At 69.9% G+C, this 19,328-nt stretch carries 16 protein-coding genes; 10 read left to right on the top strand and 6 right to left on the bottom strand.

Annotated elements, in window-relative coordinates; genetic code table 11:
* The first annotated feature begins 115 nt into the window (after window positions 1-115).
* Window positions 116-2,293 (top strand): ATP-binding protein, encoded by a 2,178-nt coding sequence (locus OIC96_RS39740; RefSeq protein ID WP_330303185.1) that lies wholly within the window; start codon window positions 116-118, stop codon window positions 2,291-2,293.
* A 39-nt stretch (window positions 2,294-2,332) separates the two neighbouring features.
* Here OIC96_RS39740 and rpsD read toward each other — a convergent pair whose 3' ends face one another.
* From rpsD to OIC96_RS39725, 3 genes are all read right to left on the bottom strand, one after another.
* Window positions 2,333-2,947, bottom strand: a complete 615-nt coding sequence (rpsD, locus tag OIC96_RS39735; RefSeq protein WP_019066381.1) for a 30S ribosomal protein S4 — start codon at window positions 2,945-2,947, stop codon at window positions 2,333-2,335.
* A gap of 318 nt (window positions 2,948-3,265) precedes the next feature.
* Window positions 3,266-4,621, bottom strand: coding sequence for a replication-associated recombination protein A (locus OIC96_RS39730; protein ID WP_330303186.1), 1,356 nt, complete (start codon window positions 4,619-4,621; stop codon window positions 3,266-3,268).
* Window positions 4,622-4,689: 68 nt separating this feature from the next.
* Window positions 4,690-5,325: a vitamin K epoxide reductase family protein gene (locus OIC96_RS39725; RefSeq protein ID WP_330303187.1), complete on the bottom strand. Its 636-nt coding sequence runs from the start codon at window positions 5,323-5,325 to the stop codon at window positions 4,690-4,692.
* Between the two features lie 139 nt (window positions 5,326-5,464).
* On the opposite strand from OIC96_RS39725, the gene OIC96_RS39720 reads away from it, so the two are divergent.
* The 4 genes from OIC96_RS39720 to OIC96_RS39705 are packed head-to-tail and all read left to right on the top strand — an operon-like array spanning window position 5,465 to window position 8,995.
* Window positions 5,465-6,331 carry an ABC transporter ATP-binding protein gene (locus OIC96_RS39720; RefSeq protein ID WP_330303188.1) on the top strand — a complete coding sequence of 289 codons (867 nt, stop codon included), beginning with the start codon at window positions 5,465-5,467 and terminating at the stop codon, window positions 6,329-6,331.
* A complete protein-coding gene (locus OIC96_RS39715; protein WP_330303189.1) occupies window positions 6,328-7,173 on the top strand; it encodes an ABC transporter permease in 846 nt (281 codons plus the stop codon). The genes OIC96_RS39720 and OIC96_RS39715 overlap by 4 nt, the downstream gene beginning before the upstream one ends.
* On the top strand, window positions 7,170-8,375 hold the full coding sequence (locus OIC96_RS39710) for a sensor histidine kinase (RefSeq protein ID WP_330303190.1): 1,206 nt from the start codon (window positions 7,170-7,172) through the stop codon (window positions 8,373-8,375). Before OIC96_RS39715 ends, OIC96_RS39710 begins: the two co-directional genes overlap by 4 nt.
* The gene (locus tag OIC96_RS39705; protein WP_330303191.1) at window positions 8,372-8,995 is read left to right on the top strand and encodes a response regulator transcription factor; all 624 of its coding nucleotides are present in this window, start codon (window positions 8,372-8,374) and stop codon (window positions 8,993-8,995) included. Before OIC96_RS39710 ends, OIC96_RS39705 begins: the two co-directional genes overlap by 4 nt.
* A gap of 193 nt (window positions 8,996-9,188) precedes the next feature.
* Here OIC96_RS39705 and hisS read toward each other — a convergent pair whose 3' ends face one another.
* Window positions 9,189-10,451, bottom strand: a complete 1,263-nt coding sequence (hisS, locus tag OIC96_RS39700; RefSeq protein WP_330303192.1) for a histidine--tRNA ligase — start codon at window positions 10,449-10,451, stop codon at window positions 9,189-9,191.
* A 12-nt stretch (window positions 10,452-10,463) separates the two neighbouring features.
* Window positions 10,464-11,186 (bottom strand): MBL fold metallo-hydrolase, encoded by a 723-nt coding sequence (locus OIC96_RS39695; protein WP_330303193.1) that lies wholly within the window; start codon window positions 11,184-11,186, stop codon window positions 10,464-10,466.
* 191 nt (window positions 11,187-11,377) lie between these two features.
* On the opposite strand from OIC96_RS39695, the gene OIC96_RS39690 reads away from it, so the two are divergent.
* The 5 genes from OIC96_RS39690 to OIC96_RS39670 all read left to right on the top strand — a co-directional run bounded on the left by OIC96_RS39690 (window position 11,378) and on the right by OIC96_RS39670 (window position 16,708).
* Window positions 11,378-12,214 carry a peptidylprolyl isomerase gene (locus OIC96_RS39690; protein ID WP_330303194.1) on the top strand — a complete coding sequence of 279 codons (837 nt, stop codon included), beginning with the start codon at window positions 11,378-11,380 and terminating at the stop codon, window positions 12,212-12,214.
* A 134-nt stretch (window positions 12,215-12,348) separates the two neighbouring features.
* Complete coding sequence (locus OIC96_RS39685) at window positions 12,349-13,578, top strand: DUF349 domain-containing protein (protein WP_330303195.1); 1,230 nt, start codon at window positions 12,349-12,351, stop codon at window positions 13,576-13,578.
* Window positions 13,579-13,732: 154 nt separating this feature from the next.
* Window positions 13,733-15,130, top strand: coding sequence for a serine/threonine-protein kinase (locus OIC96_RS39680; protein ID WP_330303196.1), 1,398 nt, complete (start codon window positions 13,733-13,735; stop codon window positions 15,128-15,130).
* A 1-nt stretch (window position 15,131) separates the two neighbouring features.
* Window positions 15,132-15,542: an effector-associated constant component EACC1 gene (locus tag OIC96_RS39675; protein ID WP_330303197.1), complete on the top strand. Its 411-nt coding sequence runs from the start codon at window positions 15,132-15,134 to the stop codon at window positions 15,540-15,542.
* Window positions 15,539-16,708, top strand: a complete 1,170-nt coding sequence (locus OIC96_RS39670) for a caspase family protein (RefSeq protein WP_330303198.1) — start codon at window positions 15,539-15,541, stop codon at window positions 16,706-16,708. Before OIC96_RS39675 ends, OIC96_RS39670 begins: the two co-directional genes overlap by 4 nt.
* Here OIC96_RS39670 and OIC96_RS39665 read toward each other — a convergent pair.
* Window positions 16,686-19,208, bottom strand: a complete 2,523-nt coding sequence (locus tag OIC96_RS39665) for a RelA/SpoT family protein (protein ID WP_330303199.1) — start codon at window positions 19,206-19,208, stop codon at window positions 16,686-16,688. The genes OIC96_RS39670 and OIC96_RS39665 overlap by 23 nt on opposite strands.
* Between the last annotated feature and the right edge of the window lie 120 nt (window positions 19,209-19,328).

Here is a 19,328-nt window from a genome sequence, read left to right as displayed (position 1 = left end):
CACCCGAGCCTATCGCGCCGGGGGCGCCGCTCCGCACCGCATTAACGGCTCCCCGCGGCGGAGTTGCGCGAAGCGATTGTACGGAATGCTTACGGGTCAGTACGCTCCGTATTCCATGCAGCGTTCTCACCGTTCCCACCGCTCCGACGGCTTGGTGCCCGGCAATCTGCCCCTGGAACTCGACGCGTTCGTGGGGCGCGCCGCCGAACTCACGCGGCTGGCCGGGGCACTGGAGACAGCCCGCCTGGTGACCGTGACCGGTATGGGAGGCGTCGGCAAGTCGCGCTTCGCGGCGCACGCCGCGGCGCGGACGGAGGTGTGCGACGGGGCGTGGCGTGTGGAGCTGTCCGCGGTGCGCGATCCGGACGTCGTCGAGTACGCGGTCGTCGAGGCCCTCGGTCTGACGGATCAGACCTCGCGGCCGCCGCGCCGGGTGCTGCTCGACCATCTCGCCGAGCGCCAACTCCTCCTCGTCCTCGACGGGTTCGAGCATCTGGTGGAGGTGTGCGCCTCGCTGGTGGGCGAGCTGCTGCGGCACGTGCCCGGGTTGCGGGTGCTCGCTGTGGGGCGCCGGCCGCTGGATGTCGGGGGCGAGCGGCTGTTCCCGCTGGCGCCGCTGACCGAGCCGGAGGCGGCGGAGCTGTTCGCGGACCGTGCGGCGGCCCGGGTGCCCGGTTTCGTGCTGGACGACGGCAACCGGTCGGACGTGCGGGAGCTGTGCCGGCGCCTGGACGGGATCCCGCTCGCGGTCGAGCTGGCGGCGGGGCGGCTGAGTGCCCTCTCCCCCGCGCAGCTGCTGTCCCGGCTGGAGGACCGCTTCCGGCTGCTGACCGGCGGCGCCCGCGACGCGCTGCCTCGCCACCAGACCCTGCGTACGGCGATCGGCTGGAGCCATGAGCTGTGCACGCCCGAGGAGCGGCTGCTGTGGTCGCGTCTTTCGGTGTTCGCGGGGCAGTTCGACCTGGAGGCCGCGGAGTACGTGTGCAGCGGTGACGGGCTGCACTGCGACGACGTTCTCGACGTGCTGGGCGAGCTGCTCGCGCAGTCCGTGCTGTTCCGCGAGGAGACGGCGGCGGGCGTGCGCTACCGGATGCTGGACACGGTCCGGGCGTACGGCGCGGACTGGCTGGAGGCGATGGGCGACGCGGACCGGCTGCGGCGCCGGCACCGCGACTGGTACATGGGCCTGGCCACCTGGTGCGAGCTGGACTGGTTCTCGCCGCGGCAGGGCGAGGTCGCCGCGCGCGTCGACACGGAGCTGCCGAATCTGCGCTGCGCCCTGGAGCACTGTCTGACCGAGCCGGGCGAGGCGCATCTGGGCCAGTATCTGGCGGGCACCCTGTGGTTCTCCTGGGTCGGCTGTGGCCGGCTGTCGGAGGGCAGGCACTGGCTGGAGCGCAGCGTGGAACTGTGCGCGGAGGACGGGACGCAGGAGCAGTCGCGGCTGAAGGCGCTGTGGGTGCTCGGCTATGTGGCGGTGCTGCAGGGCGACACGGTGCCCGCGCTGTCCGCGCTCCAGGAGTGTCGCGACGAGGCGGAACGTACCGGCAACGCCATCGCGGTCGCGTACGCCGAGCATCGCACCGGCTGTCTCGCGCTGGTCACGGACGACATGGCGCGTGCGGAAACCCTGCTGCGGTCGTCGCTGGACCGCTATCACGAGATCGGCGAGCTCAACAGCAATGTGCTGATGGGCCAGGTCGAGCTGGCGATGACCCTGGCGTTCCAGGGCGATCTGCCGGGCGCGGTGAAACTCTGCGAGGACGTCCGGCGGGTCTGCGAGGACCACGGGGAGCGCTGGGCGCTGGCGTACGCGCTGTACGTCCTGGCGTACGAGGCCTTGACCGGGGGCGATACGGCCGGCGCCCGGGATCTCCTGGAGGAGTGCCTCGGCATCGCGCACACCTTCCACGATCTGCTCGGCACGGTCCTGTCGGTCGAGCTGCTCGCGCTGGTCACTGCGGTGGAGGGCGATCAGGCCGAGGCCGCGGCGCTGCAGGGGGCGGCGGCCCGGATGTGGCCGTCGGTGGGTCTGCCGCTGTTCGGCTCGGCGTACTACAACGCGCCGCACGAGCGGTGCGAGGCCCTGGCGCGGGAGCGGCTGGGCGAGGAGCGGTACGAGGAGTGCGTACGGGCGGGGGCGCTGCTCGGGCAGGAGGCGGCGGTGGCCCGGGCGCTGGGGTGGGCCGGGGCCCGGCCGCTGGGTGCGGTGCCGTCGCCGCGGAGGCTGCCCCCGGACATGCGAAAGCCCGCCGTCTCGCCCACCTCGAAGGGCGGGGAGACGACGGGCTGACGCTGACGCGCAGGTGGTGCTACGTCCGCTGAAGGATGATCAGCGGGCGTAGTACTCGACGACGAGCTGCTCGTCGCAGATCACCGGGATCTCCTTGCGGTTCGGCTCACGGTCCAGGCGGAACGCCAGGGCGCCGAGGTTCACCTGGAGGTAGCGCGGGGTCTCGCCGTCGGGGGCGAAGCCACCGGCGCGGGAGACCTCGAACAGCGTCTTGCTGCGGCTGCGCTCGCGGACCATCACGACGTCGTCGGGCTTGACGCGGAAGGACGGCTTGTCGACCTTCTGGCCGTTGACCTCGATGTGGCCGTGAACGACCATCTGGCGGGCCTGGTAGATCGTGCGGGCGATGCCCGAACGCAGGACCAGCGCGTCGAGACGACGCTCCAGCTCGATGATCAGGGCCTCACCGGTCTTGCCCTGGACCTTGGAGGCACGCTCGTAGGCGCGGACGAGCTGACGCTCGGACACGTCGTACTGCGCGCGCAGACGCTGCTTCTCCAGCAGACGGACCTTGTAGTCCGAGTTCTGCTTGCGGCCGCGGCCGTGCTCGCCCGGCGGGTAGGGGCGGGCCTCGAAGTACTTGACGGCCTTCGGGGTCAGCGCGATGCCGAGGGCACGCGACTTCTTGACCTTGGGGCGGGACTGATTCGCCACTTTTTCTCTTTCCTTGATTTCGGCTCACCAGAGTTAAGGGAGGTCGCATCCGCAGCCCGGGAAACCCTGCGGGTCCTTGATGGACCTGCTGGGCAGCCGCTCCTGGGTCTGGGCACATACGTGCAGCACGCGAGTGGCCCACCGACCGTTCCCGGAACCCGGGTGGTGGTGGGCTGCCCGCGACACCTTCGACGGTGCGCGACGCTCCTGGATCCCCCTGGCCTTGCGGCGCGGGGGTTCCGGCTGGATGTCCCGTTCTGGTGGTGCCGACCGGAGCCGGACACGGGACGCAGCGCTTCGCGCCATGTTACAGGGTGCTCAGGACCGCCCTCTACCGAGGTGCTTCCTGGTCCACTCCACCGCGTCCGCGTAGCGCGCCTCGGCGCCGTGCCGGGTGGGCGTGTAGTACTCCCGGTCCTTGAGCTCCTCCGGGGCGTACTGCTGGGCGGCGATGCCTTCGGGCAGGTCGTGCGGATACACATACCCCTGGGCGTGACCCAGCTTGGCCGCGCCCTTGTAGTGCCCGTCGCGCAGATGCATGGGCACCGGGCCCGCGTGCCCCTTGCGTACGTCCTCCATGGCGGCGCCGATCGCCGTCGTCGCGGCGTTGGACTTCGGCGCCAGGGCGAGGGCGATGGTGGCGTGGCTGAGGGTGAGCGCGGCCTCGGGGAAACCGATCATCGCGACGGCCTGGGCGGCGGCCACGGCTATCGGCAGCGCGTTCGGATCGGCGAGGCCGATGTCCTCGCTGGCGGAGATCATCAGCCGGCGGGCGATGAACCGGGGGTCCTCGCCGGCCTCGATCATGCGGGCCAGATAGTGCAGCGCCGCGTCCACGTCCGAGCCGCGGATGGACTTGATGAGCGCGCTCGCCACGTCGTAGTGCTGGTCGCCGTCGCGGTCGTACTTCACGGCCGCCCGGTCGACGGTCTCCTCCAGGGTCTGGAGGCTGATCTCCGCCTCGCCCTTGTCGAGCGCGGCGCCGGCCGCGGCTTCCAGGGCGGTCAGGGCGCGGCGGGCGTCACCGCCGGAGATCCGCAGCAGGTGTTCCTCGGAGTCCTCGGGGAGGGTGACGGCTTCCTTGAGGCCGCGCTCGTCGGTGAGCGCGCGCTTGATGAGGCCGCGCAGGTCGTCGTCCGTGAGCGGTTCGAGGGTCAGCAGGAGCGAGCGGGAGAGCAGGGGCGAGATCACCGAGAAGTACGGGTTCTCGGTGGTCGCCGCGATCAGCGTCACCCAGCGGTTCTCGACGGCCGGGAGCAGGGAGTCCTGCTGGGCCTTGCTGAAGCGGTGGATCTCGTCGAGGAAGAGGACGGTCTCCTTGCCGAAGCCGCCGGTGGCACGGCGGGCGCCGTCGATGACCGCGCGGACTTCCTTGACGCCCGCGGTGATCGCGGACAGCTCCACGAAGCGCTTGTTGGTGGCCTTGGAGACGACATACGCGAGCGTGGTCTTGCCGGTGCCGGGCGGGCCCCACAGGATCACCGAGGACGGTCCGGCCGGGCCGCCGCTCCCCTCGCCGACGAGTCTGCGCAGGGGCGAGCCCGGCTTCAGCAGATGCTGCTGGCCCACGACTTCGTCGAGGGTGCGCGGACGCATCCGTACCGCCAGGGGGCTGGAGGACGGGTCCTTCTCCTGGCGTTCTTCTGCTGCGGCGGTGAACAGGTCGGGCTCCACGGACAAAACCCTATGTCACCGCACTGACAACGCCGTCCGGCCCGGGAAATCCCCGGGATCGGCGGGGGTCAGCTGGTCCAGAAGTCCCACCAGCGGGTCAGGATCAGCATCCCGATGATCCCGATGTGCAGCGCCGGCAGGACCCAGGTGAACTCGCCGAAGAAGCTCTTCAGCCAGCGCGGGGCGGGCAGGAAGTTGTTGCGGATGTTGGACGAGGTCACGTACCAGAACATGATGATCGTCGCGACCCACGCCAGCGAGCACCACAGGCACAGCGAGTTGATCCGGTACAGCGACTGGAACTGCAGCCAGGTGCAGAATCCGACGCCGAAGAGCGTGCCCGCGTTGAAGGTCAGCCAGTACCAGCGCGGAAAGGTGGCCCGGGCGAGCAGGCTCACGCCGACGCAGATGACGATGCCGTAGGCGACGAGTCCCAGCATCGGGTTGGGGAACCCGAAGGCCGAGGCCTGCTCGCTCTTCATGATGTTGCCGCAGGAGACGACCGGGTTCAGGCTGCACCCGGGCACGAAGTTCGGGTTCTCCAGGAGCTTGAACTTGTCGATCGTGATGACCCACGCGGCAAGGAGACCGGCCGCACCGGTGATCACCAGCAGCAGGGCGAGGGCACGGCTGCCGCCGACCGTCCGGGGAGCGGTGACGCGTTCCTGGTCGGCCGGGACGTCCTTGACTGTCGTCTTGCTCATCACGCCGTTTCCGTAGCTTCGAAGGGGCCTGCGGGCACGGTCATTGTGCCGCACGCACCCGTGTGTCCACCGTTCGATGGACATAAGGAGGTACGCACGGTCGTCCCGGAGCGTTCGGTTCAGCGGGAGGCTCGTCGGCATGACACCAGACGCGAACCAACTCGCAGTGGACGTACGGGGACTGCGCAAGCGGTACGGGGACGTGACCGCTGTCGACGGCATCGATCTCGGCATCCGGCAGGGCGAGGTGTTCGGCCTGCTCGGACCCAACGGAGCGGGCAAGAGCACCACGGTGGAGATCCTCCAGGGCAACCGCGGCCGGGACTCGGGCGAGGTCTCCGTGCTCGGCGCCGACCCGGCGACGGGCACGCGCGCGTGGCGCTCGCGGGTCGGCATCGTCTGGCAGGACGAATCCGCGCCCGCCGAGTTGACGGTGCGCGAGACCGTGCGGCACTTCGCCCGCTACTACCCGAGGCCCCGCGACCCCGAGGAAGTCATCGGCCTGGTCGGTCTGGAGGAGAAGGCGGGCAGCCGCGTCAAGGCGCTCTCGGGCGGTCAGCGCAGGCGGCTCGATGTGGCGCTGGGTGTGATCGGCGGTCCGGAGCTGCTGCTCCTGGACGAACCGACGACCGGCTTCGACCCGGCCGCCCGCAGGCAGTTCTGGGACCTGATCCGGAAACTGGCCGACGAGGGCACGACCATCCTCCTCACCACGCACTACCTGGAGGAGGCGGAGGCGCTCGCGCACCGGCTCGCGGTGATCGCGAAGGGCCGGGTCGTCGCCGAGGGCGAGCCGTCCACGCTGCGCGAGCGCTTCGGTACCGAGGCCACCGTGGAGTGGACGGAGTCCGACGGCACCCCGCGCAGTACGCGCACCGACACCCCCACCAGGACAGTCGCCGAGCTCATACACCGCTTCGACGGCGAGATCCCGGGCCTGCGGGTGAGCCGCCCCACCCTGGAGGACGTCTACCTCCGGCTGACCGGACAGGAGGACGCGCGATGAGCACGACCGCCGTACGCGCGGACCGTCAGACCTCTTCCGGCAGGCTGCCCGGAGCCTGGGGGCTCGGCCTCCAGCGGGGCGCCCTGGAGATCAAGCAGTTCTTCCGCCAGCGCGACCAGGTGGTGTTCACCTTCGCCTTCCCGGTCGTCTTCCTCTTCCTCTTCGCGTCGATCTTCAGCGACGACGTGCGGGGAGCGGGCATCACCGCCTCCCAGCTGTACGTCCCCGCGATGATGGCCGCGGGCATCATGTCCACCAGTTTCCAGTCCCTGGGCATCTCGATCGCGATCGAGCGGGACGAGAAGGTGCTGCGCCGGCTGCGCGGCACACCGATGCCACCGGCCTCGTACTTCCTCGGCAAGATCTGGCTGGTTCTGGTGACCGGCGCCCTGGAGACGGCGATCCTGCTCCTCGTCGGCACGACGCTGTACGACGTCGATCTGCCCTCGGACCTCGGCAAGTGGGCGGACTTCGGCTGGATCTTCGTCCTGGGGCTCACGGCCTGCGCCCTGCTCGGCATCGCGATCAGCTCGGTCCCGAAGTCCGGCAAGAGCGCCACCTCCGTGGTCGTACTCCCCTTCCTGGTCCTCCAGTTCATCTCCGGGGTGTACATCGCCATCGACACCATCCCCGACTGGATGCTGAACATCGGCGCGCTGTTCCCGCTGAAGTGGATGTGCCAGGGGCTGCGCGGGGTGTTCCTGCCCGAGTCGGCGAAGGTCCTGGAACAGGCGGGCGACTGGGAGTTCGGGCGGATCGCCCTGGTGCTCGGGGCGTGGTGCGTCGGAGGATTGCTGCTGTGTCTGCTGACCTTCCGGTGGAAGAACCGGCGCGACGGATGACCGAGCGGATGACCGGTCCCGGCGGCGCGAAGAGCGCGTACACCTGGGACCGGTCGTTCCGGCTCTGGGACTCGTACTTCGCGATCGTGTGGGTGGCCACCCTGGTGTTCGTGCTCGGTACAGGGCACCCGGGGTGGTCCCTGCGCTTCGTCGCGGCCTCGCTGCTCGTCTTGCTGATCCCCTGGTACGTGGCGGTGGGACGCCCCATCCTCAACGGCGATCCCCCCGACGAACGGCGGGCCCTTGGCTACCTCACGGGAGCGATGATGCTGTTCCTGCCGTCGGCGGTCCTCGTCGGTGAGACGCGTCTGATGACCTTCGCGCTCGTCCCCCAGTGCTTCATGGCGCTGCGCCTGCACTGGGCACTGACAGCCGTGACGGTCATCAACATCGCGCCGGTGGTGGGCTGGGCGCTGCTGTGGTGGCCGAGCGACCAGGACGTCTTCTTCAACGTGCTCTTCGCCGTGGTGACCCTCGTCTTCTCCGTGGCCATCGGCAGCTGGATCATCCGCATCATCGAGCAGAGCCGGGAACGGGCGGAGTTGATCGCCGAGTTGGACGTCAGCCGCCATGAGATCTCCCGTCTGTCGGCCGCACACGGCGCGCTGGCCGAACGGGAACGACTCACCCGGGAAATCCACGACACCCTCGCGCAGGGCTTCACCAGCCTGCTGATGCTGGTCCAGGCCGTCGAGGCCGAGGTGGACCACGATCTGCCGCGGGCCCGCCGCCATCTGACCCTGATGGCCGAGACGGCCCGGCAGAACCTCGCCGAGGCGCGGGCCCTGGTCGCCGGAGGCGCGCCCGCCGACCTCGACGGCGCCACGCTGCCCGACGCGCTGCGCCGGCTCGCCGCCCGCCATGACGCGACCCTCGACGTGACCGGTCCGGTGCGCGCGCTGCCCGCCGGGCCCGAAGTCGTCGCCCTGCGCTCCTGCCAGGAGGCACTGGCCAACACCCGTAAGCACGCGGGGAGTTCGGTCACGGTCGCGGTCGTCCTGGCCTACACCGAGGATTCCCTCGCCGTCTCCGTACGCGACGACGGCCGCGGCTTCGACCCGGCCGCGCCGGCCGACGGCTACGGTCTGGCGGGGCTGCGAGCGCGGGCCGCCGAAGTAGGCGGTACGGCTCAGGTCCGCAGTGCGCCCGGTGACGGGACGACCGTCACCGTGCGTCTGCCCGTCCCCAGGAGTGGCTCGTGATCCGGATCATCCTCGCCGACGACCATCCCGTCGTACGGGAAGGGCTGCGCGCGATGCTCAGCGCCGAGCCCGACCTCGATGTGATCGCCGACGCCTCCAGCGGGCCGCAGGCGGAGGCGTTGGCCGCCGAGCTCCGGCCCGACATCGTGCTGATGGATCTGCGGATGCCCGGGGGTGGGGGCGTCGACGCGATCGTGCGGATGACAGAGGCGGGGTTGTCGTGCCGGGTCATCGTGCTGACGACGTACGAGACGGACCGGGACATTCTGCGGGCCGTGGAAGCCGGGGCGGCGGGGTATCTGCTGAAGGATCTGCCTCGGGGGGAGCTCGCGGACGCGGTGCGGGCCGCCGCTCGGGGCGAGACCGTGCTGGCGCCGTCCGTCGCCGCCCGCCTTGTCGACCAGCTCCGTACCAAGCCGGAGCGGCCCCGTCTGTCCGAGCGCGAGACGGCGGTTCTTCGCCTGGTCGCCGAGGGCTGCACCAACGCCGAGATCGGCCGTCGGCTCTTCATCGGCGAGTCCACCGTGAAGACCCATCTGCTGCGGGTCTTCGGGAAACTGGGGGTGGACGACCGGACGGCCGCGGTTACCAGCGCGATGCGGTTCGGCTTGCTGGAGTGACCTTCTTCGCCCCCAGGCCCCCCTAAAAGATTGCGCAGTTCCCCGCGCCCCTTTTAGGGGCGCGGGGAACTGCGCAATCTTTTGCACCAGCCCCCACCCACCCGCAGCCAACACACAACCCCCGGGGTTGAAGGGGCGGAGCCCCTGGGGGATGGGACGGGTAGGGGCGGCGGGGGCGAAAACCCCTCGGGCCTCAGCCCAGGCGGGACGTCAGCTCGGTCACGATGGCGTCGACCGGTACCGCGACCTGCTCACCGGACTCCATGTCCTTGAGCTGCACGACGCCCTCGGCAAGATCGCGCTCGCCGGCGACGACGGTGTACCGCGCACCCGACCGGTTCGCGTTCTTCATCGCACCCTTGAGCCCCTTGGCCCCGTAGGAGAAGTCCGCCGCGACCCCGGCCTTGCGCAGCGCGGTGACCACCCCGAAGAGCACGCGCCGGGCCTCCTCCCCCAACGGCACCGCGAACACACTGGTGGAAGAGGGGAGTTCGAGCTCCACCCCCTCCGCCTCCAGCGCCAGCACCGTACGGTCGACACCGAGCGCCCACCCGACAGACGGCAGCGCGGGCCCGCCGATCATCTCGGAGAGGCCGTCGTAACGGCCACCGCCGCCCACCGCGGACTGGGAACCGAGACCGTCGTGGATGAACTCGAAGGTCGTACGGGTGTAGTAGTCGAGCCCGCGCACCAGCTTCGGGTCGTCCTCGAAGGAGACACCCGCGGCCGTGATCAGCTCGCGCACCTCCTCGTGGTACGCCTTGCACGCGTCACAGAGGTAGTCACGCAGGAGCGGCGCCCCGACCAGCTTCTTCTGGACGTCGTCCCGCTTGTCGTCGAGGACGCGCAGCGGGTTGATCTCCGCGCGGCGGAGGGTCTCCTCGTCGAGGTCCAGGCCCCGCAGGAAGTCCTGGAGGGCAGCGCGGTAGACCGGGCGGCACTCCTTGTCGCCGAGCGAGTTCAGCAGGATGCGGAAGTCGCGCAGTCCCAGCGACCGGTACGCCTGGTCCGCCAGAATGATCAACTCGGCGTCCAGCGCCGGGTCCTCGGCTCCGATCGCCTCGGCGCCCACCTGGGAGAAGTGCCTGTACCGGCCCTTCTGAGGACGCTCGTATCGGTAGTAGGAGCCCGAGTACCAGAGCTTGACGGGAAGGTTGCCCGCCTTGTGCAGGTTGGCCTCCAGCGCCGCGCGCAGGACGGAGGCCGTGCCCTCGGGGCGCAGGGCCAGCTTGTCGCCGCCCTTGGTCTCGAAGGCGTACATCTCCTTGCTCACGATGTCGGTGGACTCACCGACCCCGCGCGAGAACAGCTCGACGTTCTCGAAGCCGGGCGTCTCGATGTAGCCGTAGCCGGAGTTGCGCAGCGGCGCGGCGATCGCCTCGCGGACCGCGAGGTACTTCGCGCTGTCCGGCGGAGTCAGGTCGTACGTGCCCTTGGGGGCTTTGAAGGTGCTCACGGAAGTCTCTCGTCACATTCCTCGTCGAGGAGCGGAGGTCGGGTCCACTCCGCTTCCTTGGCGGCTCGCCGCCACCTGCCGCATATACGGGTTGGTGGCGCGCTCCTGGCCGATGGTCGTCTGGGGGCCGTGGCCCGACAGCACCACGGTCGAGTCGTCGAGCGGCAGGCACACGCGGGCCAGCGAGTCGAGGATCTCGGCGTGGGAGCCGCCGGGCAGGTCGGTGCGTCCGATGGAGCCGGCGAACAGCAGATCCCCGGAGAAGAACACGGACGGGATCTCCGTGGTCTCGGGCATCTGGAAGGTCACCGACCCCCTGGTATGGCCGGGCGCGTGCGCGACGGACAGCTCCAGGCCGGCCAGCTCCAGCTTCGCGCCGTCGGTGAGCGTCTTCACGTCGTCCGGCTCCCCCACGGTCAGCTCGCCCATCAGCGGCATCCCGATGGACCGGCCGAGCGCCTTCTCCGGGTCGCTCATCATGAAGCGGTCCTCGGGGTGGATCCAGGCCGGTACGTCGTGCGCTCCGCACACCGGGACGACCGAGGCGACATGGTCGATGTGACCATGGGTGAGGATGACCGCGACGGGCTTGAGCCGATGCTTCTTGAGTGCGTCCTCGACTCCCTGGGCGGCCTGATGGCCCGGGTCGATGATCACGCACTCCTCACCCGCGGCGGGGGCGACCAGGTAACAGTTGGTCCCCCAGGCCCCGGCGGGGAACCCGGCAATGAGCACGATCGTCCTTCGCTGTGTCGCGTTGTTTCGTACGCGGTTGTCTCGTACGCGGTGGGTGGCTGTGGATCAGAGCCTACCGGCGCTGCCGATTCCTCAGCGAACCCATATACGGTACGGGGCACACGCAGGCGGTCGGCTCACAAGACGCACGCGTCCCACTTGACGTACGAGACGCATGAGGAGAAAACCCGGTGGTCAGCCAGGAACAGCGGCGACGTCAGCTCGCCCGGGAGAAGTTCTTGCGACAGCAGCAGCGGCGCACGGCCGCGCGGCGCAAGACACACGCACGCAACGCGGTCGTCGCCTCGGTGCTCGGCGTCATCGTGGTCGGCAGTGTCGTGTCGTACGCGACCGGGGTCTTCAAGAACGACGACAAGAAGGCCAACGCGGGCGCGGAGGTCTCCCCGAGCCCTTCGGCGTCCAAGGCGCCGGACCCGTGCAAGAAGGCCGCGGCGGGCAAGGTGAAGTCGCTGAGCTGGAAGAAGGAGCCGGCAATCACCATCGACAAGTCCGCGGACTACACGATGAAGATGGCGACGACATGCGGTGACATAGACATCGCGCTGAAGACGGCCGCGGCCCCGCACACCGTCAACTCGTTCAACTTCCTCGCGGCCAAGGGCTACTTCGACCACACCAAGTGCCACCGGCTCACCACGAACGGCATCTACGTGCTGCAGTGCGGTGACCCGACGGCCCTCGGCACCGGCACTCCCGGCTACACGATCCCGGACGAGAACCTGAAGGACACCACCCTGAAGGGCGGGGTGTACCCGGCGGGGACGGTGGCGATGGCCAACCAGTACGACGCCTCGACGAAGAAGGGCCGCAACACCGGTGGCAGCCAGTTCTTCCTCGTGTACCAGGACAGTCAGCTGCCGGCCAATTACACACCGTTCGGAACTATTTCCAAGTCCGGCATGAAGGTCCTCACGAAGATCGCCGCGGCCGGAGAGAGCACGGGCGCGGGCGACGGCGCCCCCAACGCGACCGTCGTGATCAACAAGATGACCGTGACGAAATCCTGACCGCCAGCAGCCAATTTCGGTCGCGCGGGATGCGGACAGCCGCCCTGCCGGTCGCCTATGTTGGCCGTGACGAAACTGTGGACGATGCCAGGGGGCAGTGACGCCCCTCACAGGCATCATGTGGAGGAGGCGCTGTGAGCAGCGACCCGTGGGGCCGCGTCGACGAGACGGGGACCGTGTACGTGCGTACGGCCGACGGCGAGCAGGTCGTCGGTTCCTGGCAGGCCGGCTCTCCTGATGAGGCGCTGGCCTACTTCGAGCGCAAGTACGAGGGCCTGGTTGTCGAGATCGGCCTCCTCGAGAAGCGAGTGAAGACCACCGACCTGTCGGCGAAGGACGCCCAGACCGCCATCGGCCATATTCGCGAGCAGGTGGACGCCCACCACGCGGTAGGCGATCTGGACGCGCTGAAGGTACGGCTGGACAAGCTCGTCGAGACGGTCGACGCGCGCCGCGAGGAGCGCAAGGTCCAGCGGGCGAAGCAGTCCGACGAGGCGCGGCACTCCAAGGAGGCCCTGGTCGTCGAGGCCGAGGAGCTGGCGCAGAGCGACCAGTGGCGGGCGGCCGGTGAGCGGCTGCGCGCGCTGGTGGACACGTGGAAGGGGCTGCCTCGGCTCGACCGCAAGTCGGACGACGAGCTGTGGCACCGCTTCTCGCACGCCCGCTCGGCGTTCTCCAAGCGCCGCAAGGCGCACTTCGCCTCGCTGGACGCGCAGCGCGAGGAGGCCCGCAAGACCAAGGAGAAGTTGGTCGCGGAGGCCGAGTCGCTGTCCTCCTCGGCCGACTGGGGTCCGACGGCCGCGCGCTACCGCGAGCTGATGGCCGACTGGAAGGCCGCGGGCCGCGCCCAGCGCGAGCACGAGGACGACCTGTGGAACCGCTTCCGCGGCGCCCAGGACGTGTTCTTCGCGGCGCGCAGCTCCGTGTTCGCCGAGCGTGACGCGGAGCAGTCGGAGAACCTGAAGCTCAAGGAGGAGCTGGCCGAGGAGGCCGAGAAGCTCGTCCCGGTGCAGGACCTGAAGGCGGCCCGCGCCACCTTCCGCTCCATCAACGAGCGCTGGGAGGCCATCGGCCATGTGCCGCGCGACGCCCGCCCGAAGGTCGAGGGCCGGATGCACGCGGTGGAGCGGGCTCTCCAGGAGTCCGAGGAGGCCGAGTGGCGCCGGACCAACCCTGAGGCACGCGCGCGTGCCGAGGGTCTGACCGGTCAGCTCCAGGCCGCCGTGGACAAGCTCCAGGGCCAGATCGAGTCGGCCCGCTCCGCGGGCAACGCCTCGAAGGCCGACAAGCTCCAGAAGGAGCTCGACGGCCGCCAGGCGCTGCTGGACCAGGCCCTGAAGGGTCTGCAGGAGTTCGGCGGCTGACGCACGCCGCCCTTGTCAGTGGTCCCGCTTCACGGAAGCGGGACCACTGCTCTTTTGCCCCAGCGACGGTGACGGCCCTCGCCGAATCGGTTGCGCGTGCCCAGGTACCGGCGGGACGATTGGCGCCGAGAGCCGAACGGCGGGGTGGGCATCCATGGGGGACCTCCGGATTCTGGCAAGCAGGTACCGGCTGGACCGGTGCCTGGGCCGAGGCGGTATGGGCGAGGTGTACGAGGGGCGTGACACGATCCTCGACCGCTCGGTAGCGGTGAAACTGCTGTCGGGCTACGCGCCGGAGAGTCCGGTGGCGGCGGAGCGCTTCTTGCAGGAGGCGCGGGCAGCCGCCCGGATCAGCAGTCGCAACGCGGTCGCGGTCTACGACGTGGGCGTCGAGGACGGCCAGCCCTATCTGGTGATGGAGTGCCTCGACGGCGTTCCGCTCAGCCGCATCCTGGCCGCCACTCCGGGCCCTCTGCCCGAGGAGACCGTACGGGCCGTCGCGACGGGCATGTGCGAGGGGCTGGCGGCCGCGCACGGCGTCGGAATCGTCCATCGGGACGTCAAGCCCGGCAATGTGTTCCTCTGCCGTGACGGACGGGTCGTCCTGATGGATTTCGGTATCGCCCGCCTCGTCGAGTCCGCGGTGCAGACCCAGACGGGCATTCTCGTGGGAACACCCGTGTACATGGCGCCGGAGGCGGTGCGGGGACAGCGGGTCGGCCCGGCGGCCGACCTCTACGGCCTCGGCTGCGTCATGTACCGCATGCTCTCCGGGGACGAGCCGTACGTCAGCGACGGCTCCACGCTGGGGATCCTGTTCGCGAAGGTCAACCAGCCGCCGCCCACCTTGCGCGGACGGCCGGGGCTGCCGGCGGCCCTGGTCTCGACGGTGGACGATCTGCTGGAGCGCGAGCCGCACCTCAGGCCGGTCAACGCCGCCGATCTGGCCGCCTTCATCGGTGCTCCCGACCGGGCCGAGGACATCCTGATCGAGGTGGTCGCCCGGCATCTGCGGCAGAGCGCCGCCCAGTGGGCCCGGTCGACACCCGAGCCGGGAGCCTCCGCGACGCCACCGACGTCGTACCGGCTCCCCAAGCCCCAGCCGGCGCCCGGCAGCGCATCACCGTGGGCTGGGCAGATCCCGCCCACGCCCGGCTATCCGCCCGACTCCCACGCTCCCGGGCCGGACTTCGCGGCGCCCTCCGTCGAGGCCACCCTGCAGCGGGACACCCGGCAGCTCATCCGGCAGGGCATGTCCACCGACGGCATGGAGGGCAAACACCGTGAGGCCGTGCTCATGGTGACCCGGGGCAAGTACAGCGACGCGCTGGAGCTGCACGGCTATCTGATTCAGGTCCGCACCGCCGAGCTCGGCGCGGGGCACCCCCTCACCCTCGTCAGCCAGTTCTGGGCCGCGGTCTGCCTGGCCCGGCTCGGTGCCGCGCCCGAGGCACTGAACCGGCTGTCAATGATCAGCGATGCCTGCAGCCGATACGGGGAGGAAACGCTCTCCGTGGCGTGGCCGGCCCCGCCTCGATCCTTCGGAGCCTGACATGGCCCTTCAGCTGGAGATCGCTGCCCTGGGCAGCGACGCGGAGAACGACCTGCGCTCGCTGACCCGCTGGATAGCCGAGGACGAGACGCTCATGAGCGCCTGCTCGGGCACCCTGCGCTCCTCCGGCCCGCCGCGCTCCGACCACATGGGGCTGGGATTCGACATCCTTCAGCTGGCGCTCGCCTCCGGCTTCAGCGCGGGCAGTCTCGCCGTCTCGATCGCGGCCTGGCTGGATGCGCGCAGGGGCAGCCCCCGGCTGCGTCTGAGGAGGGGTTCGATCATCGTCGAGCTGTCCGCGGAGACCTCTGACGACACTCTCGCCGCCGTCTGGCGACTTCTTGGCGAGGAGGGGGCGGAGCAGGATCACGCCGACCGGAGCGGAGCCGACCGGAGCGGTGATGGCCCGTGAACGGTGACCTGCCCGACCCCTCCGCCTCCCGGGTCGTGCTCATCGGAGGCAGCGAGTACCGGAGCCTGGTGCCCCTTCCCCCTGTCTCCTCGAACCTGCAGAGCCTGTGCACGACGCTCCAGGACCCCACCATCTGCGGTATTCCGGAGGCGAACTGCACCGTCGTCAAGGATCCGCAGCTGCCGTCCGAGTTCCTCGACCCGGTGGCGAACGCGGCGGCCACCGCACGGGACACCCTGCTGGTCTACTACAGCGGCCACGGCCTGCGGGACACCGACGACCCCGACCTGTACATGGCGCTGCGCGACTCCCAGGAGGGGCGGGGGTACACGGCGGTCGCGTACAACCATCTCCGTTCCGTCGTACGCATGTCTCCGGCGCGGCGCCGGATCGTCATCCTCGACTGCTGCTTCAGCGGCCGGGCAGCACGTGCGATGAGTGCCGACGTACAGAACCTGGCGGCGCAGGCGAAGGTCGAGGGTACGTACGTCCTCGCGGCCTCGCCCGGTGACCGGCCCGCGCTCGCGCCCGAGGGGGAGGTGTACACGACCTTCACCGGAGAGCTGCTCGACCTGCTGCGCGGCGGCATCCCCGACGGTCCCGAGCTGATCGATCTCGAGACCATCTACCGCACGCTGGAGGACCGGCTGCGTGCCAAGAACAAGCCACTGCCGCAGCGCACCTTCGAGAACCAGGCCGGTCTGCTGCCGATCGCCCGGAACAGGGCGTGTGCCCCGGCCAGAGGCGTCGGGGGTCCGGTCCTCGACCTCCAGGTGACATCGGCGATCACCACCACCGGTCTCCGGCTCGCCCGCAGGCTGCGTGCTGTCGGCCGGACGCGCGACGCCCTGCCCGTGCTCCGGCTGATCCTGGGACAGCCCGGCACCACGGAAGGCGGCGACGACATCCTCGTACGCCTTGAGCTGGCGGACATCCTCACCGAACTCGACCACGGACGGGAGGCGATCGAGGTTCTGGAGACCGCCTTCGTCGCCGTCCACAACCGCGCGGGCCCCGAGGTACTGACGGTGTGCCGACGGCTCGCCGCGCTCCTGCGTGAGATGGGCAGCCACGCGGAGGCCTGCGACGTGCTCGAACACGCGCTGAAGCTCAGTTTCCCGGCCGAAGCGCCGCTTCCTCCGCCTACCGCTGGCGGGCTGACGTAACCCGGTACACGTCGTACACGCCTTCCACTCCCCTGACCGCCTTCAGCACGTGCCCCAGGTGCTTGGGGTCGCCCATCTCGAAGGTGAAGCGGGAGGTGGCGACGCGGTCTCGGGAGGTCTGGACGGCGGCGGACAGGATGTTGACGTGCTGGTCGGACAGGACCCGGGTGACGTCCGAGAGGAGCCGGGAGCGGTCCAGGGCCTCGACCTGGATGGCGACCAGGAAGACCGAGGACTGAGTGGGCGCCCATTCGACCTCGAGGATGCGCTCGGGCTCACGGGACAGCGAGTCGACGTTGACGCAGTCGCTGCGGTGCACCGAGACGCCGCTGCCGCGGGTGACGAAGCCGATGATCGGGTCGCCGGGTACGGGCGTACAACAGCGGGCGAGCTTGACCCACACGTCCTCGACGCCCTTGACGACGACACCCGGGTCGGCGTTGGAGCGGCGCTTGCGGCCGCGGCCGCGCGCGGGCGGGACGCTCTCGTCGATCTCCTCGGTGGCCGCCTCCTCGCCGCCGAGCGCCTGCACGAGCTTCTGTACGACGCTCTGCGCGGCTACATGGCCCTCGCCGATCGCCGCGTACAGGGACGAGATGTCGGGGTAGCGCATCTCGTGCGCGAGGGTGACCAGGGAGTCGCCGGTGAGGATGCGCTGGATCGGCAGGTTCTGTTTGCGCATCGCGCGGGCGATGGCGTCCTTGCCCTGCTCGATCGCCTCGTCGCGGCGCTCCTTGGAGAACCAGGCGCGGATCTTGTTGCGGGCGCGCGGGGACTTCACGAAGCCGAGCCAGTCGCGGGAGGGGCCCGCGCCGGCCGCCTTGGAGGTGAAGACCTCCACCAAGTCGCCGTTGTCCAGGGTGGATTCGAGCGGGACGAGGCGTCCGTTGACCCGTGCGCCTATCGTGCGGTGGCCGACCTCCGTGTGGACCGCGTACGCGAAGTCCACCGGCGTCGCGCCCGCCGGGAGCGCTATGACGTCACCCTTGGGCGTGAAGACGAAGACCTCGTTGCGGGACAGGTCGAAGCGCAGGGACTCCAGGAACTCGCTGGGGTCCTCGGTCTCCTTCTGCCAGTCGAGCAACTGGCGCAGCCACGCCATGTCGTTGACGGCGTCCTTGTCCTTGCCCGCGCTTCTCGGGGCGTCCGTACGCACCTTGGAGGCGCCGGCGGAGGGCTCCTGCTTGTACTTCCAGTGCGCGGCGATGCCGTACTCGGCGCGGCGGTGCATGTCGAACGTACGGATCTGCAGCTCGACGGGCTTGCCGTTGGGGCCGATCACCGTCGTGTGCAGCGACTGGTACATGTTGAACTTGGGCATCGCGATGTAGTCCTTGAACCGGCCGGGGACCGGGTTCCATCGCGCGTGCACGGTGCCGAGGGCCGCGTAGCAGTCCCGTACGGTGTCCACGAGGACGCGGATGCCCACCAGGTCGTAGATCTCCGCGAAGTCACGGCCGCGGACGATCATCTTCTGGTAGACGGAGTAGTAGTGCTTCGGGCGGCCGGTGACGGTCGCCTTGATGCGGGCGGCGCGCAGGTCGGACTGGACCTCGTCGGTCACTATGGCGAGGTACTCGTCGCGCTTGGGGGCGCGCTCGGCGACCAGGCGCACGATCTCGTCGTACATCTTGGGGTAGAGGATCGCGAAGGCGAGGTCCTCCAGCTCCCACTTGATGGTGTTCATGCCCAGGCGGTGGGCGAGCGGCGCGTAGATCTCGAGGGTCTCGCGCGCCTTCTTCTCCTGCTTCTCGCGCTTGAGGTAGCGCATGGTGCGCATGTTGTGCAGGCGGTCGGCGAGCTTGATGACCAGGACGCGCGGGTCCTTGGCCATGGCGACGACCATCTTGCGCACGGTCTCGGCCTGCGCGGCCTCGCCGAACTTGACCTTGTCGAGCTTGGTGACGCCGTCGACGAGGAGGGCGACCTGATCGCCGAAGTCCTTGCGCAGGGTGTCGAGGCCGTACTCGGTGTCCTCGACGGTGTCGTGCAGCAGGCCCGCCATCAGCGTGGCCGGGTCCATGCCCAGCTCGGCCAGGATGGTGGTCACGGCGAGCGGGTGCGTGATGTACGGGTCGCCGCTCTTGCGCTTCTGGCCGCGGTGCCAGCGCTCGGCGACCTGGTAGGCCTTCTCGACCTGGCGGAGCGTGGCGGTCTCGATCTTGGGGTCGTTGCTGCGCACTATCCGCAGCAGCGGCTCCAGGACCGGGTTGTACGGGTTGGAGCGCTGCACGCCGAGACGGGCGAGCCGGGCGCGGACGCGGTTGGAGGAGCCGCCGCCGGTGCGGGCGGGCTGGCCTGCCGCGGGGCGGACCGCCGGGGTGATCGCGGGACGCTCGGCGGGGGCCGGCTTGGGGCGTGGCTGCTCGGCCGCCTTGTCGTCCGGCGCGGACTGGGCGTGCTCGACCGGCCCGCTCGTGGCGTTCTTGGCGGGCTTCTCCGCGGGGGCCGAGGCGGGCTCGGGCTTGGCGGTGGCGAGTGGCTGGGCCTCGTCTGGCAAGAGGGCTCCTCGTGCGCGTTCCGGGTCCCCCGGTCAGGCTCCGGAAACCCCATGGTAGCGATCCTGAGCGTCGGACTCGCTTTCGGCCGTTGGGACGGCCTCTTACAGAAGGAACGCGAG

Source organism: Streptomyces sp. NBC_00775 (genome assembly GCF_036347135.1).
In the GTDB taxonomy this organism is placed as follows: Bacteria; Actinomycetota; Actinomycetes; order Streptomycetales; family Streptomycetaceae; genus Streptomyces; species Streptomyces lutosisoli.
The sequence above is the reverse complement of the archived record's forward strand: the minus strand, read 5'-3'. Positions and strand labels throughout refer to the sequence as shown.